The sequence below is a fragment of the Streptomyces sp. NPDC093149 genome, assembly GCF_044754145.1.
GTDB lineage: Bacteria > Actinomycetota > Actinomycetes > Streptomycetales > Streptomycetaceae > Streptomyces.
Genome location: NZ_JBIVON010000012.1, coordinates 191494 through 216789, shown reverse-complemented (window position 1 = coordinate 216789; position 25296 = coordinate 191494). Strand labels below are relative to the sequence as shown.

Here is a 25296-nt window from a genome sequence, read left to right as displayed (position 1 = left end):
TGGTGACGGGCAGCAGCCTGCCACGCACATGCGTCGACCCACAACTCGCTTCCCATGATGTGGGATTGGATATGAACGGAGTGTTTCTTGAGAGCGTTGTCCGCGCTGTCAACTCCCGTAATGTGGCAACTGCATGCCCCACCATCCCCCTCACGAGCGGAGAGTGACCCGATATGACCGAGGCCGCGACGGCGCGTGCTCCCGGCGGAGCGCAGGCGGTTCGGCGTGCTCTGGACGTGCTGCACTGTTTCCACGACAACGGCCCCGACCTCAGCGCGTCCGACCTCGCCCGCCGCCTCGAACTCTCGGTCTCCACGGCGCACCGGCTGGCCCGGACACTGGTCGGCGCCGGCTTCCTGGAACAGGACGCCCGCACCTCCCGCTACCGGCTCGGTCCCGCCGTGACCGAGCTGGGCCGGCTCTCGTACCACCAGCGCGGTCTGCATCTGGCCGCCCCGGAGCTGGCGGATCTCGCCGAACGCACGGGGGCCACCGCGGACCTGGCGCTGCGCAGCGGGCCCCATGCGGTGATCGTCGCGGGTGGTTCGGTCACCCCGAGGACGGGGCTGCGCAGGCCGCTGCACTCCACGGCTCTCGGCAAGGTACTGCTGGCCTGGGCCCGGCCGGGCGAGGGCGGACCCTCCTCCCTTCCCCCGCTCCCCGCGTTCACCGACCGCACGATCGTCGAACCTGCCGCGCTGGAGGCCGAATTGGCGAAGGTCAGGTCCGACCGCTACGCACTCAACGACGGCGAGTCGGCGTACGGGGTACGGACCCTGGCGGTCCCGGTGCTGGACGGGTCCGGGTACGCGCGCTTCGCCCTCGCGGTCCGGGCCACGCCGTCCGTGATCACGGACGCGCGCACCGAGTGGTTCCTGTCGCAGGCCCGCTCCTGTGCGCGAGCCCTGGAGATCCTGCTGCTGTCCCCGGCGGAACGCCGTCCTCCGGCGCCCTGACCCGAAGGCGCTGTCGGCACCGCGTGGCACGATATGAATCGCCCGGGGCAGGTGCCGGGCGGGACGGCAGCCGGGCTGCGCGGACAGAGGAACGTACATGACAGAGGCCGGACCGACGGAGGCCGGGGCACCCACGGGAAAGGCGGCCCGGGAACTGCTGGCGCAGGCCGAGCGCCTGCTGGACACGGCGCGCGCGGTGCGGGCCGATCACGCCCGCGCCGTCGAAGCCGTGCACACGGCGCTGGCTCCGCTGCTCGACTCCCTCATCCGTCGCGAACTGTCGGCGATCCCCGTCTCCCGGCTCAAGGACGTCACCGAGGGCAGACTGCGCCTCGGCGCGGTCGAACAGGCCGGCTTCACGAACGTCGGCCAGGTCCACGAGGCCAATCGCTACGAACTCCGCCAGATCCCGGGAGTCGGCGCGCAGACCGCCGATCAGGCGCTGGCAGCGGCCGGGCAGATCGCCCACGCGGTACGGGACACGGTCGCGGTCCGGATAGACGTGGACACCCCGGACGACTCCACGACCGCGCTGGTCACCGCGTTGCACCGGCTGGTCGAGGCCGGCCCCGACGTCCGCCGGGCGGTGGACGCGGCGGTCCGGCTCATCGGGACTCTTGAGCCGCTGCTGACCGCGGCGGGACCGGCTCGGGGACGGCTGCGCATGCTGTTCGCCCGGCGTCCGGCCCGCGCCGAGGCACTGGCGGCCGTCGCCGCGGTACGTACCGTCGTCGCCGAAGCTGTCGCGCGCGAGCTTCTCCTGCTGTTCGGGCAGGTGTCCGTCGATCTGCTGCGGGAGGCGGAGTCGGACGTCACGGCATGGGTCGACTTCGAACTGCGGTCCGCCGAGTACTACAGCCTGCTCGCCGAGCTGTCGGGCACCGGCCCCGACCGGGCCGCGGCCGAGGGGTTCCTCCCGACCGGGATCGCGGACCGGGTGCGCGGCCTGCGGCTCGACGACGCTCATCTGCGTGTCTCCCTGCGCGGCTACCAGTCGTTCGGCGCACGGTTCGCGCTCGCGCAGAAGCGGGTGATCCTCGGCGACGAGATGGGGCTCGGCAAGACCGTCCAGGCCATTGCCGCGCTCGCGCATCTCTCCGCACGGGGCGAGACCCATTTCCTGGTGGTCTGCCCGGCGAGCGTACTGATCAACTGGGCGCGCGAGGTCCGTGCCCGGTCCACCCTGCGCGCGTTGCCGGTGCACGGCCCCGAGCGGCAGGGCGCGTTCACCGAGTGGCGGGAGTCCGGCGGTGTCGCCCTCACCACGTTCGACGCGCTGCACACCCTGCCGGCCGCCCGGGACTGCGGAATAACACCCGGCATGCTCGTGGTCGACGAGGCCCACTATGTGAAGAACCCCGCCACCCGCCGGTCCCGGGCGGTGTCCGGCTGGACGCAACGCACCGAACGCGTGCTGTTCCTGACGGGTACGCCGATGGAGAACCGTGTCGAGGAGTTCCGCAGCCTCGTCCGCCACCTCCAGCCCGAACTGGCGCCCTCGATCCACACCACCCATGGAGCCGCGGGTTCGCATGCCTTCCGCAAGGCCGTCGCCCCGGCCTATCTGCGGCGCAACCAGCAGGACGTCCTGACGGAACTCCCGGCGCTGGTGCAGGTGGACGAGTCGGTGGAGTTCAGCGAGGGCGACCTCGACGCCTACCGCGAGGCGGTGGGCGCCGGGCACTTCATGCGGATGCGCCGGGCCGCGTACGCCCGGCCCGCCACGTCCGCCAAGCTGCACCGGCTGCGCGAACTCGTCGCGGAGGCCGCGGACAACGGCCTCAAGGTCGTCGTGTTCTCGTACTTCCGCGAGGTACTCCTCACCGTCGAACAGGCCCTGGAAGAGAGCGCGTTCGGGCCTCTCGCGGGGAGTCTCCCGGCCGCGCGGCGCCAGGAGATCATCGACGACTTCGCCGCCGTGGAGGGCCATGCCGTCCTGTTGAGTCAGATCCAGGCCGGCGGTGTCGGGCTGAACATGCAGGCCGCCTCGGTCGTCATCATCTGCGAACCTCAGATCAAGCCGACGATGGAGCACCAGGCGGTGGCCCGTGCCCATCGGATGGGGCAGATACGGACCGTCCGGGTGCACCGGCTCCTCGCCGCCGACAGCGTCGACGAACGGATGCTCGACATCCTGGCCCGCAAGGAGCGGCTGTTCGACCTGTACGCACGGCGCAGCGCCGTCGCCGAGACGACGCCGGACGCCGTGGACGTGTCGGACGGGGCTCTCGCCCGACGCATCGTCGAGGAGGAACAGCTGCGCCTGGCCACCGGAGCGGACAGAACGGTCGCGGCGGCACCGGAGAACTGACCTGTCGGGAGCCGACGCCACCGGGTCATGGGCGGCCGCACCCCAACGGCGTGGGGTGCGGCTCCTCCGGCGGGAGGGGCCGAGCCGGGCGTTCGCCGATCCGGGCGCGCGAGGCCCGCCCGGCTGCCGGGTAGCTGCCGGCCGGCCTTCACGTAGCATCTACCGGCCCTGACAAAGGAAATGCGGGCCGCACGAGAGGGCTCGCGGACCGTCGCCCACCTCTCGCGCTCTCCCGGCGGGCGTCCGCAACCGCCTCCCATGACGTCGGCCGCGGCCCCGGTTCTCCCGGACGAACCGGCCCCCCTCACCACCACCGTGCGCCGCGGGAAACGCGGTGGAGCCGAGCCGATCACGCTGGCTAGTGCTGTGGCCAGAAAGGTTTGCCGGGAAGCTCGCGGCGTCCGGTGCGGTGCGTCGCAAGGCGGAGGATCGCCCTCGTACGGGACGTACTCGGGTGATGCGACAACGCGGCGAGGTGCCGTGCCGGGCGTCGCGAGCCGGTGAACCTTTCCGGTCGCAGCACTAGGCTCGCGGGATGAGTATTCGCACCTTCCGTATCACCGTCCGCGGTGTCTTCGACGGACTCGACGCCGATCAGCGCGCCGAACTCCTGGCCCGCGCCGCGGAGCACGACATCCTGCGCGCGGCCTTCACCCCCGAGGGGCACCTCAGCTACGACGTGGCCGCGCGCCCCGCCTTCACCTTCCGCTTCCTGGACTCGGGGGAAGAGGAAGAGGACATCCTGGAAGCGACCGAACGCGCCGAAGACGCGGCGAAGGCATGGCTGGCCGAACGCGGCTACGGCCACAAGAACCTCAGGAGCAACGCCGAGGACCTCTCCCAGGCGCCACTGGGCAAACGACAGCGCCGCGCCGCAGCCCAGCAGAACGGCTGATCCCGTAGCGACACCCCCTCCACCCGCCCACCGGGGATGCCTCTCCGTGCGATCCGTCCCGGTCAGGTGCCCGCCCCGCCGGGCATGCGACGGAGCACATCGAGGACCCGTATCCGGCGACCGGGCACGGCAGGATCACCGCCGGAGCGGGACGGCCGAGCGGTTTCACCGGCAGTCCGGCACCGCCCGGCCGCTGCCCACCGGCCGCGCCGCTCGTCTCGCCCGAGGACATCGAGCCCCCGGCCGACCGGGGGCTCTCGTCCGGATCAGGCGCCCCCAGCAGCGCTCTTCCCGGAGGCCGTTCCGTCCGTACCGGTCATGTCCATATCCATACCGGTCTTGTCCTTACCGGTCTCCTTACCGGTCTTGTCCGGAGCGGTCTCGTCCGGAGCGGACTTGTCCGGAGCGGCCGTGTGGGTCGTCATGTCGTGCGGGTCGTACCCCGGCACGGTGCCGTCCGGCTTGGCGACCAGCAGCAGTCCGGCCATGCCCATGTCGGAGTGGCTCTGCACATGGCAGTGATACATCCAGGCACCGGCACCCACGTGTTCGCCCGCGATGACCTGGAAACCGAAGGAGTCCGCCGGGCCCACGATCTTCGTGTCGATGACCCGGCTCGGATCGTCGGGGCCGGTGAGCAGTCCGGTCCGGTTGTCCGCCCAGCGATGGCCGTGGATGTGGAACGTGTGGTAGTACTCGCCGTGGGTGATCATGACCACTTCGAGCCGGTCCCCCACCGTGGCCTCGAAGTTGGGGCTCTCATGGGCCGCCTTGTTGTTGATCGTCATGTCGTTGAAGACGATCGTGATCGTCTTGTCCGGCAGGATGTCTCCCTTGCGCCGGACGATCACCGGACCGTACAGGCCCTTCCGGATGCCGCCGGTGCCGTGGTCCGTGCCGACGACATGGTCGTGGTAGTGCCAGTAGCCCGCGCTGCCCGGCTGCCAGGTGCCGTCCTTGCGCCGGCCCGGCGCATGGGTGCGCCAGGTGTAGGTGCGGGTGTCGCCCGGCTCGACGATGCTCTTGTTCATCCGGGTGCCGTCGCTGGCGATGTCGTAGTCGACACCGTGCGCGTGAAGACTGGCCGGCACGTCCATCGCGTTCTCGAACTCGATGTGCAGGGTGTCGCCCTCGTTGATCTCGATGAGGGGTCCGGGAACCGACGCCTTGCCCTTCTCCAGGCCGTACCCCATCCGGCCGTCCGCCAGCTTCTCCGCGTACAGCTTGAGATGGCGGACGACGCCGCCCGCCGGGGCGGTCTTCGGTGGAGGCTCTGCCGAACTGGCCTCGATCGCACCGAGCGACAACGATGTCAAGCCGGTCGCGGCCGCCACTCCACCGCCTACCAGCAATCGCCGATTGAAGCTCCTTCTGTCCATGTCGAACTCCCCACTGCACTAAGGAATTTACGGAGTCTTTGCGAACGTGCCCGGCTCTCGGGGACTGCGGAGATACGGAGGTTACGGGGATCACGGCGACTTCAGCGGGCGCCGGGGTGGGCGGGGCGCGGGCGCCCCCCGGACGGCCCACACCGTAGCCGGGGGATCTTCGTTTATCCACACCCAGGACAAAGTTCGTGCCATTACTGCCATAGCTATTGGCGAGTCGCGAAAAGAGGTCTAGCTTCATCCGCTGTTGCAGTGACCAAAGAGGGGTGGGTGACCACATGCAGCGCACACCACATCACAGGTCCAGATCGCGACGCGGACTTGCGGCGGCCCTGGCGGCCGGCGCACTGACCGCCTCCTTACTCGGCGCCAACACCGCCACGGCCAGGCCCTATCCGGAGCCGCCGCGGAGTATGGCGACAACGTTGTCCCTCCCGTCGCCGCCGGGCGGCGCCAATGTCAAGGTGCTGGTGTTCCACGCCTCCGCCACCGAGGAGTCCCCGACCGTCGACGCCGGAATCGCGGCGATCGAGAAGATCGGGCTCACCGGGCCCGAGGCGGGCCGGTTCCGTACCGTCGCCACCGACGACCCGGCCGTCTTCACCAACGGAAAGCAGCTCGGCAAGTACAACGCCGTGGTCTTCCTCACGGGCGGCGGCGATGTGCTCGACCCGGAGCAGGAGGCCGGCCTGGAGGCGTACATGGAGGCCGGCGGTGGCTTCCTCGGCATCCATGACGCGGCACGCACCGAGCCGTACTCGGACTGGTTCACCGGTCTGATCGGAGCCCGTCCGGCAGCCGGAAGCCCAACCGGCGTACAGCGTGCGACGGTTGAGGTCGGAGACCGGCAGCATCCGGCGACCAGGAACCTGCCGCTGGAGTGGAGGCGCCCGGACAAGTGGCTGAACTGGACGAAGAACCCGTCCGGCGACGTGCACACCGTGGCCCGCGTCCGGGAGATCACGTACAAGCCCGGCGCGAGCGCCAACGGCTGGGACCACCCGGTCTCCTGGTGCCGGGACTACGACGGCGGCAGGTCCTTCTACACGGCCATGGGCGGTACGGTCGACAGCTTCGCGGAGACCGACTTCCGCGACCATCTGCGCGGCGCGCTGAACTGGACGACGCGGATCTCGCAGGCCGACTGCAGGGCGACGATCACCTCCAACTACAAGGCGGAGCGCGTCACCCAGCCCAATCAGCCGGGCCAGAACGACCAGATCGGCGAACCGCACGGCCTGGTCGTCGCCCCCGACGGGCGGGTGCTGTACATCGGTCGCGGCGGCGCCGACAACAGCAAGCCCGTCGTCACCGACTGGAACAACCCCGACATCGGCAAGGGCCTCGGACAGATCCATGTCTACGACCCGAAGACCGGGAAGGTCACCCTCGCCGGCGCGCTGACGATCTTCGGCAACAAGGGCGGCGGCGACGAGCTGATCAAGGTCGAGGAGGGCTTGCTCGGAATCGAGCTGGACCCTGACTTCGAGAAGAACGGCTGGGTGTATCTGCATTACACACCCCATTCGAAGATCGACCGCGACAAGCAGATGGCGGTGCGTCAGGTCTCCCGCTTCACCCTGGACCTGGCCACCAACAAGCTCGATCTGTCGTCCGAGAAGGTGCTGTTGCACTGGCCGGTCCAGATCCACAGCTGCTGCCACGCGGGCGGCGGGATGGCCTGGGACTCCAAGGGCAACCTGTACATCGCCACCGGTGACAACAACTCCTCCGGCTTCAGCGACGGTTACTCCGGCAACAACCCGGCGCCGAACTACAAGGGCGTCTCGTTCGCCGATGCCCGACGCACCGCGGGCAACACCAACAACCTCAACGGCAAGATCCTGCGGATCCACCCCGAGGACGACGGTACGTACACGCTGCCCGAGGGCAACCTGTTCACCGGCAAGGAGCCGGACGAGGGCGGCGGCAGGACCCGCGGCGAGATCTATGTGATGGGGGTCCGCAACCCGGCCCGTATCTCCGTCGACAAGACGACCGACACGCTGTACGCGGGCTGGGTCGGCCCCGACGCGGGCTCGCCGTCCACCACCTGGGGTCCGGCCAAGTACGACACGTTCGCCGCGATCACCAAGGCGGGGAACCACGGCTGGCCGTACTGCATGGGCAACAAGCAGCCCTACCGGGACCGCAATCTGCCGGACCCGAGCAAGCCGCTCGGCTGGTACGACTGCGACCACCCCAAGAACGAGTCCCCGAACAACGACGGCCTGGTGAATCTGCCGCCGATCACCTCCAACACCATCTGGTACTCGCCGCAGGGCGGCGGCGTGGACTACCCGCGCGACGCGAACGGCGTCCCGAGCTACAAGGCGGAGGAGCAGAAGCAGCTGCTGCCGTGGCTCAAGGGCGGCGGTCAGGCCACGATGAACGGTCCGGTCTACCGGTACGACGCGGCGAGCACCAGCGCCGACAAGTGGCCCTCCTACTGGGACGGCAAGTGGTTCGTCGGTGACTTCTACGACGACACCCAGCCGCGGCACGCCGTGCTCACCGACCCGAAGACGGCCGGCAAGGGCGGTCTGCCCACCCACGCAGAATCCCTGAAGAAGATCATCCCGGTCGGGGCCGACGGCATCCGCAACCTGATGGACTGGAAGTTCGCCCCGGACGGTTCCCTGTACGTCCTGGACTACGGGCGCGGCTTCTTCACCTCCGACTCCAAGTCCGCGCTGTGGCGTGTGACGTACAAGGGCGGCGGTCCGACCCCGGCCGCCGCGGACCTGGCCAGGAAGGCGGCAGTGGGATGAGACACCGTTCGGTCTTCTCGCGACGGCGCCACCGGCCCGTCCGGTTGTGGCTCGCCCTGCTCGGTTCGCTCCTGATGGTCCTTGGGCTGACCTCGACGGCGGCGTACGGCCGCACCGCGGCTCCCGACACCGCGGCGGCCGACCAGGTCCTCACCTGGACGGCGGGCAACCCCATCGACCGATATCTGTCCGCTCCGAAGACCGCGGTGGCCGGCAAGGCGACCATCGTCTTCGAGAACAGCGCGGCGACCGGGAACACCACGGGGATGCCGCACACCCTCACCTTCAGCGTCTCGGACCCCGAGTTCAACAACGACGTCCCGCTGAACATCCTCGCCAACCCCGCCGACGACCAGGGCGGCAGGCACACCGCCGAGGTCACGCTCTCCCCCGGCCGGTACTTCTACCACTGCACCATGCCGGGGCACGAGGCGATGCAGGGCATCCTCGTCGTGACGGACGGCGGCGGTGCGGACACCACCGCGCCCGAGACCTCGGCGAAGGTCGACGGCGACAAGAACGCCGACGGCGCGTACATCGGTCAGGCGACGGTCACCGTCTCGGCGACCGACGACAGCTCGGGTGTGGACACCGTCGAGTACGCGGTCGGGGCGGACGGCGCCTGGCAGCCGTACACCACACCGATCGTGGTGAGCGAGGTCGGAACGCACACCATCCGGTACCGCGCCACCGACAAGGCGGGCAACAGGGCCGCCGAGAAGTCCGTCGACTTCGCGGTCGCCGCACCGCCGACGGACGACAGGACGCCGCCGGAGACCTCGGCGACGGTGTCCGGTGAGAAGGACGACCAGGGGCGGTACCTGGGAATGGCGACGGTCACCGTGACCGCCTCCGACACCGGCTCCGGCGTCAACACCATCGAGTACGCGATCGGGGCGGACGGCTCCTGGAAGCCGTACACCGCACCGGTGATGGTGCACGAGACCGGGACGCACCAGGTCCGCTACCGGGCCACCGACCGGGCGGGCAACACGGCCGCCGAGAAGTCCGTCGAGTTCACCGTGGTGGCGCCGCCGACGCAGGACAAGACGCCGCCGGAGACCTCGGCCAAGGTGGAGGGCGACAAGAACTCGGACAACGCCTACATCACCAGCGCCAAGGTGACCATCACCGCGACCGACACCGAATCGGGCGTGGACAGGATCGAGTACTCGCTGGACGGCGGACCGTACCTCGCGTACACCGGCACCGTCATCGTCGACCGCGTCGGCTATCACACCGTCGCCCACCGCGCGACGGACAAGGCCGGCAACACCTCCCCGGCGAAGCAGGTGTCGTTCACCGTCGCGGAGAGCGGAGGCGTACCGGCGCCGAACTGCCCGGAGTTCGACGAGCGGCTCACCGTCATCGTCGGCACGGTGGACACCGGGGTGCCCAACCGCATCACCGGCAATCGCTGCACGATCAACGAACTGATCGAGGACGAGAAGGACTGGTCGTCGCACGCGCTGTTCCTCAAGCACGTCGACACCGTCCTGGACAAGCTGCTCACGGCCGGTGTGATCGACGCCCGCGAGCACAAGAAGATCTACCGGGCGGCCAAGCAGTCCGGGATCGGCAAGCCGGGCCAGGACGAGGGCTACAAGAAGCTCTTCGACGGCACGGCGGCGTCCTTCGCCAAGTGGCAGCAGGTCGGTGGCGGCAGGTTCGGGCTCAACGCCGACGGCACGATCACCAGCTCCACCACGGTGGACGGCATGGGCATGCTCTGGTTCCCGGGCCGGCAGTACGGCGACTTCTCGCTCAAGCTCCAGTGGCGGGACGACGCCCCCGGCACCGGCAACGCCAACAGCGGTGTGTTCGTCCGCTTCCCGAACGTCCATGACAACCCGGAGGAGTCGCGCCCGGAGTGGGTCGCCATCAAGTACGGCCACGAGGTGCAGATCCTCGACCGTCCGGACGGCGACATGTACAAGACCGGCTCCATCTACGGCTTCGACCGGATCGGTCTGGCCGGCGCCGGGGTCACCCCCAAGGGCACCTGGAACGACTACGAGATCAGGGTGGTCGACCAGCACTACTCGATCTACCGCAACGGTGTCCTGCTGAACGAGTTCGACAACAACGGCGGTCAGGTCTTCGAACCGCCGCGGGGTGACGACCCGGGAACCGACGGCCGGCGGTACGCCTCCGGTTACATCGGACTCCAGGTCCACAGCGCCACGGACGTGGTCTCGTACCGCGACATCCGGATCAAGGAGCTGTAGCCCGAACGGGTGTCAAGTGGCCGTGACCGCGTGCCGGGGCATGTGGTCACGGCCTCCCGGGTGCCGGTCCCGCCACACCCAGAACACCGTGCAGGACACCAGCAGCCATCCGGCGAGCACCAGATACGGAAAGGCCCGCTGATGGCCCTGGTAGTAGACGGCGGCGTGCTGGGCGTTGACCGAGGCACCCGGAGGGAGCCAGCGGCCGATGAAGCCGAGCACCGACGGCAGCAGCGGCCAGGACACCGCGCCGCCGGACGACGGGTTGCCGAGCATCACCATGAGTCCCCAGGTGGGAAGCATCGCCCAGCGTCCGATCAGGGTGTTGAACATGGTGAAGACCATGCCCGTGGTCAGCATGGTGAAGGCGAGGATCAACCACGACTGGACGAACGGCAGATCGACGGAGCCGAGCAGCCAGTCCACCACGGCGGCGATGGCGAACCCGCCGAGCAGGGCGTAGGCGATGGTGAACCCGATCCGCTCCAGGGGCTGCAGCGCCTTGGCGTGCACGCTCAGCTGGATCGCGCCGACGAACCCGACGATCACCGCGGCGAGCGAGATGTAGAAGAGAGCGAGGCCGCGCGGGTCGCCCCGCTGCAGGGGCTTGACGTCCGTGACCTTCACCGGCACACGGACCGCTTGGCCCACCTTCAGCGCGGACTCGGTGAGCAACTGGGCGACCGAGGCCCCGGAGGCGCTCGCCACGTCCAGGCCGACCCCGCCGTCCGCGGACCGCAGGACGGCGAAGACCTTCTGCTCCTCCAGCGCGGTGCGGGCCTCGGCACCGTTCGCGTACTCGTGCAGCACCAGCGAGGTGTTGAGCGCGCCCTCCAGCCGGTCGAGGAAGACCTTGTCGCGCGGGGTGTCGAGCCGGCCGACCACGGCGACCGGGATGTTGCGCGGGGTCGGGTTGGCCATCGCGTACGTGTAGGAGCCCGCGAAGAGACCGGCCGCGGCCGCGATGATGAACAGGAGCACGACGGCGGGCAGATACGGGGACGCCTTGAACGCCGCCCACCGGTCACCGCGGGCCGGGGGCCGGCCATGTGCTCCGTGCGGGGCGGAGGGCTCCAGGTCGGGTGCGCTCATGCAGCGCCGTCCTTGTCGCGCCGGGCCCGGCTCGGCTGAACACGCTTCGGTTCGCCCGGCATCTTCGGATACTCCGGCGGGTAGGGCAGGTCGCCGAGCCCGCGCTCCCGTTCGTCCCGGTCGGCCAGCTCCAGCAGTCCGTCGAGCCGGAAGGCGTGCTCGTCCATGTCCGCGTGGACGTCGCCCGAGTCCGCGTACCGCTTCGGCATGGTCCGGATGTCGAAGTCGCGCGGTTCGGCGTCGTCGATCTCCGACCAGCGCAGCGGGGCGGAGACCGGGGCGTGCGGAAACGGGCGTACGGAGTAGGCGGAGGCGATCGTGCGGTCCCGGGCGGTCTGGTTGAAGTCGACGAAGATCCGCTCGCCGCGCTCCTCCTTCCACCACGCGGTGGTGACCCGGTCCGGCATCCGGCGTTCCAGTTCGCGCCCGGCAGCGATGGCGGCGCGCCGGACCTCGGTGAAGGTCCAGCGCGGCTCGATGGGGACGAAGACATGGATGCCCCGGCCGCCGGAGGTCTTGGGCCAGCCGCGCAGCCCGTGGTCGTCGAGGACGGACCGCAGCTCATGGGCGGCCCGCACCGCGTCCGCGTACTCCGTTCCGGGCTGCGGGTCGAGGTCGATGCGCAGCTCGTCCGGATGGTCGGTGTCGGCGCTCCGGACCGGCCAGGGGTGGAAGGTGAGCGTGCCGAGATTGGCGGCCCAGATGACGGCGGCGAGTTCGGTGGGGCAGATCTCGTCAGCGGGACGGCCGCTGGGGAACGCGATCCGGGCGGTCGGGATCCAGTCCGGAAGGTTCTTCGGGGCCCGCTTCTGGTAGAAGAACTCGCCGTCGACGCCGTCCACGAAGCGCTGGAGGGTGGTCGGCCGGTCGCGCAGGGCGCGGGTGATGCCGGGGCCGACGGCCAGGAAGTACTCGGCCACGTCCCTCTTGGTGTAGCCCTTCTCGGGGAAATAGACCTTGTCCGGACTGGACAGCCGTACGGTCCGCCCGTCGGCTTCCAGCTCCACCGCTTTTCCCGCTGCACCCATGACGGTCACGCTAGGCCGGGCTCACATATGCCGCATATCGGGAGACGTACGGGCGCCCATGGACAAGAATCGAGGCCATGGATCTGCCGGTGATGCCGCCTGTGAAGCCGATGCTCGCCAAGTCCGTCTCGAAGATCCCGCCCGGTATGCAGTACGAGGCCAAGTGGGACGGCTTCCGTGCGATCGTGCACCGGGACGGCGAGGAGGTGGTGATCGGCAGTCGCACCGGAAAGCCGCTCACCCGCTACTTCCCCGAGCTGGTCGCCGCCGTCCGGGAGAATCTGCCGCCGCGCTGTGTGATCGACGGCGAGATCGTGGTCGCGTACGGCGGGCGGCTGGACTTCGACCGGCTCAGCGAGCGCATCCACCCGGCCGATTCCCGGGTCCGGCTGCTCGCCGAGCAGACCCCGGCCAGTCTGGTCGCCTTCGACATCCTGGCGATGGGCGACGATTCACTGCTCTCCACCCGGCAGTCCGTCCGCCGTGCCGTGCTGGAGGAGGCCCTGTCCGGTGCGTCGGCCCCGGTGCATCTCGCACCCGCGACCACGGACCCGGCGGTCGCCCGGGAATGGTTCGAACGGTACGAGGGCGCGGGGCTGGACGGTGTGGTCGCCAAACCACTCGATCTTCCGTACCGCCCCGACACCCGGGTGATGTACAAGATCAAGCACGAGCGGACCGCGGACTGTGTGGTGGCGGGCTACCGCTTCCACAAGAGCGGTCCGGTCGTGGGCTCGCTGCTGCTCGGCCTGTTCGACTCCGAGGGCGTCCTGCAGCATGTCGGGGTCTGTGCGGCCTTCCCGATGAAGCGCCGCGCGGAACTGGCCGCGGAGCTGGAACCGTTGCGCGTCGACTTCGCCGGCCATCCGTGGGCGGCCTGGGCGGATGCCGAGGCGCACGAGCGCGCCCGGCTGCCCGGGGCGCCGAGCCGCTGGTCCGGGAAGAAGGACCGGTCGTGGGTGGCACTGCGCCCGGAGCGGGTCTGCGAGGTGGCGTACGACCACATGGAGGGCGACCGTTTCCGGCACACCGCCCGGTTCTGCCGGTGGCGGCCGGACCGCACCCCTGCCGGCTGCACCTACGCGCAGCTGGAGGAGGCGGTGCGGTACGACCTGGGCGAGGTGCTGTCAGCCGGCCGACGCTGAACCCGACGGCGTGGCACACGGGTCCTCGCTCGTACTCGGGTCCGGCGACGGGGACTCGGTGGCTCCGGTCGAGCCGCTCGGGTCGGGTGACGCGGAGTCCGTCGGACAACCGGGGCTCGTACCGGGTTCGGGGGCCGAGGTGCTGGGGTCGGGGCTCGTCCCGGGGTCCGGGGTGGCCGACCCGCTGTCGGTCGGATCCGGGGAACCGCTGCCGGGATCGGTGGGGTGCGGGGAGCCGCTCGGGGGCGGCGAACCGGTGGGAGAGCCGGAGGGCTTCGGCGACGTCGACGGCGAGGCGCCGGGCGTACCGCCGGGCTGCGGGCCGATGACGATGCCGCCGTCCGGGGCGCCGGGACCGCCCACCGGTCGCGTCGGCCTGTTCGGTCCGCCCGCGCCGGGGCTCTTCGGCACGGTTCCCTTGCCGTCGGCCACCGGGTGGACGCCCTTGCGGTAGAACTCCAGCCAGGACAGCACGGTGCGCAGATAGGTGTCGGAGTGGTTGTAGCTGAGAATCGCCCGGTCCAGATCGCCCTTCACGGACAGATCGCGCGCGCCGGCACAGAGGTAGTACCCGGCGGCCAGGGCCGCGTCGTAGACGTTGTTCGGATCGCGGCGGCCGTCGCCGTTGCCGTCCCTGCCCCAATGCGCCCAGGTGGACGGGATGAACTGCATCGGGCCGACCGCCCGGTCGTAGGTGGTGTCGCCGTCGTACACGCCGTTGTCGGTGTCCGGGATGTTGGCGAAGCCCGCGCCGTCGAGCACCGGCCCGAGGATCGGGCTGAGCGTCGTGCCGTGGGCGTCGACCCGTCCCCCGCCGGCCTGCCCGGACTCGACCTTGCCGATCGCCGCGAGCAACTGCCACGGCAGGTGGCATCCGGGGTCGGTGCGCCCCAGCGCGCTCTCCGCCTTGCGGTAGGCGGCGAGCACCGTGGCGGGGATGCCCGCCTCGGCCCACGAGCGGGCGGCGGCCGGACTCCGTTTCACACCGCGCTCCGGCGGTTCGGGCGAGACCAGCGGTGGCAGTTCGGTGTGGTACGAGTCGTCGTTGGGCACGTGCGTCCAGATGACCTCGTCGGCCTCCTGGCGTTCCTTCGCGGTCTGTTCGTGGCGGAGGTGTCCGGGCGCCTGGGACGCGGTGAGCGCGGCCATCGCGGCGACGGCGGCCGCCGTGCCGCCGAGTCCGCGGCGCATGGTGCCGATGAACCTCATGCGTGCTCCCCTCTTCCCCGGGTCACTGGGTGAACGTGTCGATGGCGGAGATCCGCCAGGTGTCACCGCGGCGCACGGCGTCCACGGCGAACATGGCGGCCGCGTAGGTCGTCTCGTCCGACTTGCCGGTACGGGTGTTGCTCTGGTCGGCGAAGATCAGCAGCCGGGCCCGGTCGCCGTCGAGGAGTTCCACGCCGCTGTCCGTGACGGTCGTGGTCAGCACGAGCTTCTGCTTCTGCCCCTCGGCCCGTACCTGGGCGAGCATCTCCGCGTGCTGCCGGACCGCCTTGCCGACGAGATAGGTCTGCACCGCGCGCTCGGACTTGCCGGGTGCGGCGTAGTTGTACGAGAACACCGCACCGACGGCCTCGGAGATCCGCCCCTTCACCTCACTGGTGCGGCCGATGTCGGTGAGGGCCGTGTTCCGGCGGGCCGGGTCGTCGCGCAGGCCGGCGGCCGAACCGAACGCCCAGGCCGCGAAGGCGCCGAGCAGCACGGTGAGTGCGCAGAGGACGGCGGGCAGCCGCACACGCAGGCGGGATGTCCGCCCGCCTCGCGGTTCCACCTCCTTCTCCTTCTCCGGCTCCGGTGCACCGGTGTCGTCCGTGGCCGCGTCGTCGGTGGGCCTCCGCTCCGCGGCCGGGGTCTTCCCGGGCGCCTCGGACGAGGGGTCCGGTGCCGTGGGCTCGCGCGGTGGGGCGGTGGCGCCGGCGCGTTCCGCGGCGACGGTGGCCAGTCGGCGCTGACGGTTGACGAGGTGACGGGTCGTCGACATGTCCGGGGTCCTCTCGGTGGCGGGGTGGGGTCGGTGGCTCAGCCGGCCGTGTTGCCGACGGGCGCCTGGCCGAGGGCGCTGAGCTTCCACCCCTCGGAGGTACGGGTGAGCTGCCCCAGCATCCGGCTCTCCTTCACCGCGGGCTTGCCCTTCGGCGCGGTCACGGTGACCCGGAGCGCCACCATGACCCCGGCCTTGCCGGCCCGGTCGTCGAGTTCCGTCACCGCCCCGGACAGGACCTGGGCCGTGCTGACGGTCTTCGCCTGCTCGATCTGCTTCACGAACGCGTCCCGCCCGTCGACGAGTTGCTTGTGCAGATCACCGGTGGTGGAGTCCTCCCAGCTGTCGAGGCCCTTCGCCAGCTTCCGGTGGTCGAGCGTGTTCATGTTCTGCACGGCCTGCTCGCCCGCGGCCAGTGCGTCGTCGCGGGCCTGCGCGTACGCCGCCGATTCGTCGTGCGCGGCGTCGTACCGGGCCACTGCGCCCCAGCCGGCCGCGCCGGCCGCCGCGACGGTCAGCGCGATCGCCACCGCCACCAGCGGGTTGCCCGTCATCCGTACCCGTGCCATTGCTGTCTCTCCCCTGCCGGCCGATCCGTGCCGATTCGCGCGTGTGGGCTCTGCTATCTGGAGGTGATCTCGACGACGGTCCAGTGGCCGTCCCTCAGCCGGGCCGTGACGGAGAGCTGTGCCGCCGCCGTGGTGGCCGGCTTGCCCTCGCGTTCGTAGACCTGGTCGAGGAAGACGAGCAGATGGGCGCTGTCGCCCGTCAGCCGGGTCACTCCGGCGCGTACGACATGGGTGGTGAGCGTCAGCTTCTGGTCGGCGGCCTGCTTCTCGACCTGGCCGAACAGGGTCGCGTACTGCTGGAGCGCCTTGCCCGCCAGGAGTTGCTTCGCCGACTCCTTGGTGACGGCGGTGGCCTGCGGGCTGTACGAGAAGACCTTGCCGAGCGCGTTGCTGACGTCGCCGGCGACCCGGGTGGTCGCCCCGCTGTCGGTCAGCGCGCGGTTCGAGGTGGCCGGAGTGTCCTTCAACTGCCTGCCCTGGGCGAAGAGTGTGCCGCCGGCCGCGAGGAGCACGACGATCAGTGCCGCGGCCACGACGCGCGGCCAACGGCTGCCCGTCCCTGGCGTGTCCGTGCCGTCCTCGTCAGAGGCCGTTTCGGGTCCGCCGGATCCGTCGGATCCGACGATGGACTCGGCCTCGTCGACCTCGTCGACCTCGTCGACGTCCTTGACGTCCTCGGAGTGCTGCGCCTCCACGTCCGTGCTCACGACCGCCGTCCCTCCGTGCTGTCTCATGCGCCGCCCCCGACCGGTATGGCGGTGAGCGCCTTGACCTTCCAGCCGTCCGGGGTCCGTTCGAGCGTCGCCCCGAAGCGTTTGCGCTCGGTGCCGCCGCTGCCCGTGCGCGGGGTGACCTCGACGTCGACGGTGGCGATCAGCTCCGCCGAGCCGGTCCGCTCGTCGAGCGCGGTGAGCGCCGCGTCGGTGACCTTGCCGCGTGCGGTGGAACCGGACTTCGTCAGTTCGCCCGCGTCCTTCGCACGGGTGCGCCTCAACTGTTCGTGCAGCGGCCCGGTCGAGGAGTCGAGCCAGGCGCCGAGGCCCGCCTCGACGCTCTTGGCACTCCTGCCGTCCAGGCTGTTCAGCCGGGCGAGGTGGTGCTTTCCGTCGGTCAGCGCGGCATCGCGCGCCTTCGCGTACGCCAGGTCCTCGTCACCGCGCGCGTCTGCGTAGGACCAGCCGCCGAGTGCGCAGACCAGCGCGGCGGCGACCAGCGCCGCCCAGACGCTCAGGCTCTTCGTACGGGACGTCATGCGCCGCCTCCCGCTCCGAGTCCGAGCAGACCGGCCATGCCGTCGTCGGTCGTCGAGGTGTTCCCCGCGACGCCGAGCGCTCCGGGCAGCCGGTTTGCCGAGCCGTGCCCGAGGAGCATCGAGCCGGGCTTGGCGGGCGCGGGCACGGCGCCGCCCTTCGGCGCGTTGGCGCTGCCTCGGACGTTGATCCCGGTACCGGGCGACGAGGTGCAGCGGGCCTTGCTGTTGAACGGTGGGCCGGCCGAGGTGTCGAGACCGCTCCGGTAGAGCGTGGAGCCGTATCCGGCGGTGCAGGGCAGTGGTTCGAAGAAGGTGACCGACATGCCGAACCGGGCGCCGTTCCCGTCCACCGCGCTCGATCCCGCCGCCGCCACCGCGGGCAGTTTCACCAGGAGTTCCTCCAGTCCGCGCTGCCGGGTGACGGCGACCTCGGAGGTGGTGAGGAGATTGGCGACGACGACGCCGAAGCTCGGGTCCACGTCCCGCAGCAGCCCACTGATCTGGCCGGTGGCGTCGGGGGCGACCGCGATCAGCCTGCGCAGGTCTTTGTCGGATCCCTTGAGCTCGGCGGCCAGTTGCTCGGCGCCCGAGGCGAAGCCCTTGAGTGCCTCGCCCTGTTCGGCCTGGGTGCGCAGCACGGTCTCGCCGTCGGCCATCAGCCGGGTGTTGACGGGCAGCGCGTCGTCGGCCGCCTGCACGAAGTCGCTCCCGGTGTCCAGCAGCACCTGGAGGTCGTCGCCGCGCCCCTCGAACGCGATGCCGAACTCGTCGACGACGGTGCGCAGGGATTCCGGATCGACGGATCCCGCCAGGTCGTTGACGCTGGTGAGGACGTTGGTGACGGGGGCCGGGACGGTGGTGTCGGCCTGGTCGATCACCGAGCCGTTCGCGAGGTACGGGCCCCCGGTGCGGGTGGGCCGCAGATCCACGTACTGCTCGCCGACCGCGGAGAGGTTGGCGACGACGGCCTTGAGGCTGTCCGGGATGGGCGGGGAGTCGTTCTCGATGCGCAGTTCGGCCTCGACCCCGTCGTCGGTGAGCTCGATCGGCCCGACCCGGCCCACCGACACGCCTCGGTAGGTGACGTTGGAGTGGGTGTACAGCCCGCCGGTCCGTGGGAGTTGCACCGAGACGGTGTAGTAGCCCCGCAGGCCGATGTAGCGGCCGAGGTCCGCGTAGCGCACCCCCAGATAGCCGAGGACGAGCACCGCGATGATCAGGAAGGCGATGTTCTTCAACCGGATGGCGAGGGTGATCATCAGCTGGTTCCCTTCGTGCCCGACGGGGCGACCGAGGGCAGCGGCAGCGGCAGCGCCGAGCCGGATTTCGCGTTCGTGGGTGCCGGGGTGGCGTCCGGATCCAGTGCGGGGATGACCTGGGTGCCGGGCATGGCCGTCACATCCAGGTAGACATTGAGGTAGTCGCCCTTCACGCCGCGCAGCACCTCGTCCGTGAACGGGTAGGTGAGCAGCACCTGAAGGGAGTCCGGCAGGTCCCTGCCGGAGTCGGCGAGCGCCTTGAGGCTGGGGGCGATGGCCTTGAGGTCGGCGATCATGTCGGCCTTGCTCTTGTTGATCGTGTCGACGGCGACGGTCGAGAGGGTGTCGAGCGAGCGCAGCATGGTGAGGAGCGAACCGCGCTGCTTCTCCAGGACCTTCAGGCCGGGGCTGAGCCCGGTGAGGACCGTGCCGACGTCCTGTTTGCGGGTGGCGAGGGTGGCGGCCAGCCGGTTGACGCCGTCGAGTGCGTCGGTGATGTCCTGCTTGTGACCGTCCAGGTTCGTGACGAGGGTGTCGACCCGGTTCAGCATGGAGCGGACCTGGGGTTCCTGTCCGGCGAGTGCCTTGTTGAGTTCGGTGGTGATGGTCTTGAGCTGGTTGATGCCACCGCCGTTGAGGAGCATCGACAGGGCGCCGAAGACCTCTTCGACCTCGGGGTTGCGGTTGGTCCGGGTCAGCGGGATCCGGTCTCCGTCGGCGAGCCGGCCGCGGGCGGTGCCGGTCGCGGGCGGCGAGAGCTGGATGTACTTCTCGCCGAGGAGGCTGGACTGTTCGAGGTGGGCGTAGGCGTTCCCGGGCAGTTCGACCTTGCCGTTGACCCGCATGGTGACCTTGGCGTTCCAGCTGTCCGAGCCCAGCGAGATCTTGGTGACGCGTCCGACGGCGACGTCGTTGACCTTGACCGAGGACTGCGGGGAGAGGCTGAGCACATCCGCGAATTCCGCGGTGATCTCGTAGGGATGGCCACCGAGGTCGGCGCCACCGGGCAGCGGCAGCTGGTCGATGCCGGTGAACGCCGGCAGGCCGGCGCCGGTGACGACCAGGGCGAGGCCGACCCCCACGGCCAGCACCGCGACGACGCCGGTCGTGCGGGGTCCGGGTCTGCGCAGGGCCGGGCTCATCGGTTCGCCCCCTTCTTGTCCGTGGTCTTGGCCGGGGTTCCGTAGACGGTGCCGACGGTCGGCAGCGGCAGGGCGGGCAGCGCCTTCTGCCGTGTGGCGTCCACCGGTGCGAGGCCGGCGAGTCCGGTGGCCGGGCCCTCGGTGAGCGGTCCGCCCATGGAGAGCTCATTGAGGTTCGTGCGGCCGTTGAGGGTGCGGTTCACCGGGTCGTAGGCGTTGACGACGTTGGCCGCGGCGAGAGGCAGCGTGTCCATCGACTCGGCGAGCGAGGCGCGCTGGTCCACCAGGGTCTGGGTGAGCGGCACCAGGGCGTCCACGTTCGCCTTCAGGGCGCCGCGGTTCTTCTGGATGAAGGTCTTGACCTGGCCCAGGGCGGTGCCCAGCTCCTTCAGGGCGGCGCCGAGGTTCTCCTTGTCGTCGGCGAGGAACCCGGTGACCGAGTTGAGCTGCTGTTCGGCGGCGCGCACATCGCCGTCGTTCTCCTTCAGCATGGTGGTGAAGGTCTGCAGGTAGGACAGCGTGTCGAAGAGGTTTCCGCTGCTCCGGTCGAGGGTCTTGGTCGCCTTGCCGAACTGCTCGATGGAGTTCCCGATGGCCTTTCCGTTGCCGTCGAGGTTCTTGGCACCGGTGTCCAGGAGTCCGGAGAGCGCTCCGTCCGCGTTGGCTCCCTCGGGGCCGAGGGCCTTGGACAGCTTCGTGATGGAGTCGTACAGCTGGTCGACCTCCACCGGTGTGGCGTTGTTCGCGGCGGGGAGCACGGCGTGGTCCGCGATCAGCGCTCCCCCGTTGTACGCGGGAGCGAGCTGGACGTACCGGTCGGCGACGAGGCTGGGGGCGACGACCACGGCGTGAGCGCCCTTGGGGACCTTGACGCCCTTGTCGACCCGCAGGGTGACCCTGACCTCTTCGCCGCGCGGCGTGACCGACTCGACCCTGCCGACCTTGACGCCGAGGATCCGCAGGTCCGATCCGGCGTACACACCGGTGGCCTGGTCGAAGTAGGCGGTGATGGTCGTCGTTCCTGCGTCGTCCATGGCCCTCACCCCGGTGGTGGCCGCGACGGCCACCACGACGAGTCCGGCGCCGATGCCGACGATGCGCGTCATTCTCATCTCATCGGCCGCCTTGCTGCTGGGGTGGCTTGCATTCGGGTCCTGCGGGTGTGCCGGCGGGCAGGTAGTTCTTCGGGACGACCCCGCAGACGTAGTTGTCGAACCACCGTCCGTTGCCGAGGGTGTTGCCGACGAGGCGGTTGTACGAACCGGCGAGCGACAGCACCTTGTCGAGGCTCTTGCGGTTCTTGACCAGCACCGCCGTGACCCGGCCGAGCGAGGCCAGGGTGGGCCCCAGCTGCTTGTTGTTGTCCTCGACGAGCCCGGTGAGCTGGGTTCCCAGATTCCGGGTGCCGGTGAGCAGCAGATGGATGGAGTCGCGGCGCGCCTGGATCTCGCCGAGCAGCAGATTGCCGTCCTCCAGCAGGGTTTCGAAGCTGCTCTTCTTGTCGGCGAGCGTCTTGGTGAGCTGCTTGCTGCCCTTGAGGAGAGTGGCGAGCTGGGCGTCCCGTTCGGAGACCGTCTTCGACAGGGCGGACAGCCCGTCGGCGGCGCTCTTCACGTCCGGCGGAGAGTCCTTGAAGGTGGCGGAGATCGTCTCGAAGCTCTTGGCGAGCTGCTGGGTGTCGATCTCGCCGATGGTCTCGCCGAGTCCGTTGAACGCCTGGGTGACGTCGTACGGGGAGGTGGTGCGGCTCACCGTGATGCGCTCGTGCGGGTCCTGCGGGGCGTCGCCCAGCGGGTCGACGGCGAGATACTTCTCGCCCAGCAGCGTCTTGATGGCGATGCCCACGGTCGAGGAGTTGCCGATCCAGACGTCCTTCACCCTGAAGCCGACCTTCACCTTGGCGCCGTCGAGCGAGACTCCGGTGACCTCGCCGACCTTCACTCCGGCGACCCGTACCTCGTCGCCCTCGCTGAGCCCGGCGGACTCGGTGAAGTCGGCGTGGTAGGTGGTTCCGCCGCCGATGAAGGGCAGCGAGTCGGCGCGGTAGGCGGCCAGGCCGACGAGGGCGAGGACGATCAGTCCGACGACGGCCACGGCGACGGGGTTGCGTTCGCGTACGGGTTTGATCCTCATGCCCGGCACCTCGGTTTCGTGACCACGATGCCGGTGGGCGGGGCGCTGCCGTCCGAGGTCGTCACACCGCTGACCCTGGCCTCGCAGAGGTAGAGGTTGAGCCACGAGCCGTACGAGGCGAGGCGGCCGATCGCCTCCATCTTGGCCGGGGTCTTCCGCAGGAAGTTCTCGATCTGCGGTGTTCCCTCGTCCAACTGGCCGGACAGACGGCCGAGCTGCTTGATGTCGTCCTTGAGCGGCTTGCGGCCGTCGTCGAGGAGGTCCGCGGTGACGGTGGTGAGCGCCCCCATCGCGGTCACCGCCTGGCCGAGCGGTTTGCGGTCGCCGGAGAATCCGGTGACGAGTTTCTGCAGGGTGACGACGAGGTCGTCGAAGCCTGCCTCGCGGTCGTTGACGGTCTTCAGGACCGTGTTGAGGTTCTTGATCACCTCGCCGATCACCTTGTCCTTGGCGGCGACCGTTCCGGTCAGCGAGCCGACGTGCTGGAGGATGCTGTCGACGGTGCCGCCCTCGCCCTGGAGCACCTGGACGATGGAGCCCGCGAGCTGGTTGACGTCCGGCGGGGAGAGTCCTTCGAAGAGCGGCTGGAAGCCGTTGAAGAGCTGGGTGAGATCGAGCGCCGGGGTCGTGCGGGAGAGCGGAATGGTCGCTCCGGCCGCGAAGCTGCGGCCGACCGGTCCCGCGCCCTGGTCGAGGTCGATGTACCGCTGACCGACCATGTTGAGGTACTTGATCGAGGCGGTCACCGAGGCGGGGAGCCTGCGTCCCTTGCGGACGGCGAAGCCGACCTCGGCCAGCCGCCTGTCGGCCACCTCGATGGACTCGACCTGCCCGACCTTGACCCCGGCGATCCGCACGCTGTCACCGACGATCAGCCCGGTGACGTCGGTGAACCTGGCCTTGTACGTCGTGGTGTCGCCGACCCCCGTGTTGGCGATGGACAGCGCCAGGACGGTGGTGGCCAGCACGGTCACCAGAATGAAGACGATCGATTTCGCGAGCGGTCCCGCGAGGGAGCGGCGCTTCACTTGAGCTTCACCTCCGCACCGCGGAAGGCCGGACCGATGAGCACGCTGCTCCAGTCGGGCAGGGTCTGTGGCTGGACTTTCAGTGAGGGAGCGACCAGTTCGTTGACGAGTCGGCTCTCCTGGGGGGAGTTGGGCATGCCGAGGGCGGTGTCCCGGTCCGAGGGTGCGGTGACGGCGGGTTCGCCGCCGGGCCGGCCGGCGGCCGGTTCGACCGCCCCGGTCGTACGGGCGTCGGCGGTCGGAACGGTCCGGCCCACGTACGGCACGGAGTAGCAGTGCGGTCCGCCGGTCGCGTCGTAGACCGGAGTGTCCCGGCCGGGCACGTACTTGCCCTTGGACTTCACGCTCTTGACGGTGACGTGGAGTCCGGGCCGGTCGGTGCCCTTGCCGAGCGCCTTGTCCATGGCCGGGACGAAGCCGGCCATGGTCCGCAGGGTGCAGGGGAATTCGTCGGAGTACCGCGCGAGCAGTTCCAGCGTCGGCCTGCTCGTGGCGGAGAGCCGGATCAGGTTGTCCTTGTTCTCCCGCAGGAAGGAGGTGAGGTCCTGCGCGGAAGCGGTGGTGGCCCCGTACAGGTCGGCCAGTTCCGCTTGCTGTTCGGCGATCGTGCCGCTGGTGGTGGTGAAGTCGGTGAGTGCGTCGAGAACGTCGGGAGCGGCGTCCCCGTACACCTTGCTCACCTTGACGAGTTCCTTGATGTCGGCGTTGAGCGTGGGGAGTTGGGGGTTGAACCTGGCCAGGTGGGCATCAAGGGTGCGCAGTGTGTCGCCGAGTTTCTCGCCACGCCCCTCGAGCGCCTGGGAGACCGCGCCCAGGGTGGCGGCGAGCTTCTCCGGCTTCACCGCGGTCAGCAGCGGCAGTACGTTGTCCAGGACCTCCTCCAGCTCGATGGCGTTGCTGGAACGGTCCTGCGGGATGACGGCCCCCGCCCGCAGTGTCTGCGCGGACGGCACCGCGGGCGGTACGAGGGCCACGAACCGTTCCCCGAAGAGCGTGGTGGGCAGCATCTGGGCGGTCACGTCGGCCGGGATGCGGTCGAGCTTGTCGGGTTCGATGGCGAGCGTGAGCCGGGCCCCGTCCCCGTCGGCCGAGATGGCGCGGACCTGTCCGACGACGACGCCGCGGAGCTTCACCTCCGCGTTGTCGTGCATCTCGTTGCCGACGCTCCCGGTGCGTACGGTCACGGTGGCGTCATGGGTGAAGTCCTTCCTGTACACCGAGACCGACACCCACACGAGCACGGCGGGTACGAGCAGGAAGGCGACTCCGGCGACTCTGCGGCGGACGGTCTGCGTGCGGTGAGCGTTCATCAGCCGGCCACCTTCACCGTCGTCGTGGCGCCCCAGATCGCGAGGGAGAGAAAGAAGTCGGTGAGGCTGATCAGCACGATGGCGTTGCGCACCGACCGGCCGACCGCCACGCCCACCCCGGCGGGCCCGCCCGTGGCGTGGAAGCCGTAGTAGCAATGGGCGAGGATCACCATCACGCTGAATATCAGCACCTTGAGCACCGAGAGCAGCACATCGTCCGGGGAGAGGAAGAGATTGAAGTAGTGGTCGTAGGTGCCCGCGGACTGCCCGTTGAACAGGACGGTGACGTAGCGGGACGCGAGATACGAGGAGAGCAGCCCGATGGCGTAAAGCGGGATGATCGCGACGACGCCGGCGATGATCCGGGTGGTGACGAGGTAGGGCATGGACCGCACGCCCATCGCCTCCAGTGCGTCGACCTCCTCGTTGATCCGCATCGCGCCGAGCTGGGCGGTGAAACCGGCGCCGACGGTCGCAGAAAGCGCGAGTCCGGCCACGAGGGGTGCGATCTCGCGGGTGTTGAAGTAGGCGGAGATGAAGCCCGTGAAGGCGGAGGTGCCGATCTGGTTGAGGGCCGCGTACCCCTGGAGGCCGACGACCGTGCCGGTGGCGAGGGTCATCGCGATCATCACGCCGATGGTTCCGCCGACGACGCCGAGACCGCCGCTGCCGAAGGCCACCTCGGCCAGCAGCCGCTGGACCTCACGCAGATAGCGGCGCAGCGTCCGTGGAATCCAGATCAATGCCCGTACGTAGAAGGTGAGTTGCTCGCCCGAGCGATCGAGCCAGCTGAGCATCGACATCG

General features: G+C 69.8%; 21 protein-coding genes. 6 read left to right on the top strand and 15 right to left on the bottom strand.

Features of this window, described 5'->3' with window-relative positions; genetic code table 11:
* Positions 1-173: 173 nt before the first annotated feature.
* The 3 genes from ACIQCZ_RS31130 to ACIQCZ_RS31120 all read left to right on the top strand — a co-directional run bounded on the left by ACIQCZ_RS31130 (position 174) and on the right by ACIQCZ_RS31120 (position 4162).
* On the top strand, positions 174-956 hold the full coding sequence (locus ACIQCZ_RS31130; protein WP_402287104.1) for an IclR family transcriptional regulator: 783 nt from the start codon (positions 174-176) through the stop codon (positions 954-956).
* Positions 957-1053: 97 nt separating this feature from the next.
* Positions 1054-3267 carry a DEAD/DEAH box helicase gene (locus tag ACIQCZ_RS31125; RefSeq protein WP_402287101.1) on the top strand — a complete coding sequence of 738 codons (2214 nt, stop codon included), beginning with the start codon at positions 1054-1056 and terminating at the stop codon, positions 3265-3267.
* 535 nt (positions 3268-3802) lie between these two features.
* Positions 3803-4162, top strand: coding sequence for a DUF6204 family protein (locus ACIQCZ_RS31120; protein WP_402287099.1), 360 nt, complete (start codon positions 3803-3805; stop codon positions 4160-4162).
* 266 nt (positions 4163-4428) lie between these two features.
* Here ACIQCZ_RS31120 and ACIQCZ_RS31115 read toward each other — a convergent pair whose 3' ends face one another.
* Positions 4429-5541: a multicopper oxidase domain-containing protein gene (locus ACIQCZ_RS31115; RefSeq protein WP_402287097.1), complete on the bottom strand. Its 1113-nt coding sequence runs from the start codon at positions 5539-5541 to the stop codon at positions 4429-4431.
* Between the two features lie 287 nt (positions 5542-5828).
* On the opposite strand from ACIQCZ_RS31115, the gene ACIQCZ_RS31110 reads away from it, so the two are divergent.
* Entirely contained in the window at positions 5829-8321 is a 2493-nt protein-coding gene (locus ACIQCZ_RS31110) for a ThuA domain-containing protein (protein ID WP_402287095.1), read from the top strand.
* Entirely contained in the window at positions 8318-10549 is a 2232-nt protein-coding gene (locus tag ACIQCZ_RS31105; RefSeq protein ID WP_402287094.1) for an OmpL47-type beta-barrel domain-containing protein, read from the top strand. The genes ACIQCZ_RS31110 and ACIQCZ_RS31105 overlap by 4 nt, the downstream gene beginning before the upstream one ends.
* A gap of 12 nt (positions 10550-10561) precedes the next feature.
* Here the strand turns inward: ACIQCZ_RS31105 and ACIQCZ_RS31100 are convergent, their stop codons facing one another.
* Positions 10562-11641, bottom strand: coding sequence for an ABC transporter permease (locus ACIQCZ_RS31100; protein ID WP_402287092.1), 1080 nt, complete (start codon positions 11639-11641; stop codon positions 10562-10564).
* A complete protein-coding gene (gene ligD / locus ACIQCZ_RS31095; RefSeq protein WP_402287243.1) occupies positions 11638-12648 on the bottom strand; it encodes a non-homologous end-joining DNA ligase in 1011 nt (336 codons plus the stop codon). Before ligD ends, ACIQCZ_RS31100 begins: the two co-directional genes overlap by 4 nt.
* A gap of 98 nt (positions 12649-12746) precedes the next feature.
* Between ligD and ACIQCZ_RS31090 the strand changes: the two genes are divergently transcribed.
* Positions 12747-13814, top strand: a complete 1068-nt coding sequence (locus ACIQCZ_RS31090; protein WP_402287090.1) for an ATP-dependent DNA ligase — start codon at positions 12747-12749, stop codon at positions 13812-13814.
* Here the strand turns inward: ACIQCZ_RS31090 and ACIQCZ_RS31085 are convergent.
* From ACIQCZ_RS31085 to ACIQCZ_RS31030, 12 genes are read right to left on the bottom strand one after another with little or no spacing between them, the layout of a single operon-like run.
* Entirely contained in the window at positions 13797-15023 is a 1227-nt protein-coding gene (locus tag ACIQCZ_RS31085; RefSeq protein ID WP_402287088.1) for a lytic murein transglycosylase, read from the bottom strand. The two genes, ACIQCZ_RS31090 and ACIQCZ_RS31085, sit on opposite strands and share 18 nt — an antisense overlap.
* A 22-nt stretch (positions 15024-15045) precedes the next feature.
* Entirely contained in the window at positions 15046-15798 is a 753-nt protein-coding gene (locus ACIQCZ_RS31080) for a hypothetical protein (protein ID WP_402287085.1), read from the bottom strand.
* A gap of 38 nt (positions 15799-15836) precedes the next feature.
* On the bottom strand, positions 15837-16367 hold the full coding sequence (locus ACIQCZ_RS31075) for a nuclear transport factor 2 family protein (RefSeq protein WP_402287083.1): 531 nt from the start codon (positions 16365-16367) through the stop codon (positions 15837-15839).
* Between the two features lie 53 nt (positions 16368-16420).
* A complete protein-coding gene (locus tag ACIQCZ_RS31070; RefSeq protein WP_402287080.1) occupies positions 16421-17074 on the bottom strand; it encodes a hypothetical protein in 654 nt (217 codons plus the stop codon).
* 23 nt (positions 17075-17097) lie between these two features.
* Positions 17098-17619, bottom strand: coding sequence for a hypothetical protein (locus ACIQCZ_RS31065; protein WP_402287079.1), 522 nt, complete (start codon positions 17617-17619; stop codon positions 17098-17100).
* The gene (locus tag ACIQCZ_RS31060; protein WP_402287076.1) at positions 17616-18878 is read right to left on the bottom strand and encodes an MCE family protein; all 1263 of its coding nucleotides are present in this window, start codon (positions 18876-18878) and stop codon (positions 17616-17618) included. The genes ACIQCZ_RS31065 and ACIQCZ_RS31060 overlap by 4 nt, the downstream gene beginning before the upstream one ends.
* Positions 18878-20020 (bottom strand): MCE family protein, encoded by a 1143-nt coding sequence (locus ACIQCZ_RS31055; RefSeq protein ID WP_402287073.1) that lies wholly within the window; start codon positions 20018-20020, stop codon positions 18878-18880. Before ACIQCZ_RS31055 ends, ACIQCZ_RS31060 begins: the two co-directional genes overlap by 1 nt.
* Positions 20017-21132 (bottom strand): MCE family protein, encoded by a 1116-nt coding sequence (locus ACIQCZ_RS31050; RefSeq protein ID WP_402287071.1) that lies wholly within the window; start codon positions 21130-21132, stop codon positions 20017-20019. Before ACIQCZ_RS31050 ends, ACIQCZ_RS31055 begins: the two co-directional genes overlap by 4 nt.
* Before the next feature lies 1 nt (position 21133).
* Positions 21134-22153 (bottom strand): MCE family protein, encoded by a 1020-nt coding sequence (locus tag ACIQCZ_RS31045; protein WP_402287069.1) that lies wholly within the window; start codon positions 22151-22153, stop codon positions 21134-21136.
* On the bottom strand, positions 22150-23181 hold the full coding sequence (locus tag ACIQCZ_RS31040) for an MCE family protein (RefSeq protein WP_402287066.1): 1032 nt from the start codon (positions 23179-23181) through the stop codon (positions 22150-22152). The genes ACIQCZ_RS31045 and ACIQCZ_RS31040 overlap by 4 nt, the downstream gene beginning before the upstream one ends.
* Positions 23178-24491, bottom strand: coding sequence for an MCE family protein (locus tag ACIQCZ_RS31035; protein ID WP_402287064.1), 1314 nt, complete (start codon positions 24489-24491; stop codon positions 23178-23180). The genes ACIQCZ_RS31040 and ACIQCZ_RS31035 overlap by 4 nt, the downstream gene beginning before the upstream one ends.
* A complete protein-coding gene (locus ACIQCZ_RS31030) occupies positions 24491-25294 on the bottom strand; it encodes an MlaE family ABC transporter permease (protein ID WP_376209010.1) in 804 nt (267 codons plus the stop codon). The genes ACIQCZ_RS31035 and ACIQCZ_RS31030 overlap by 1 nt, the downstream gene beginning before the upstream one ends.
* Positions 25295-25296 lie beyond the last annotated feature (2 nt).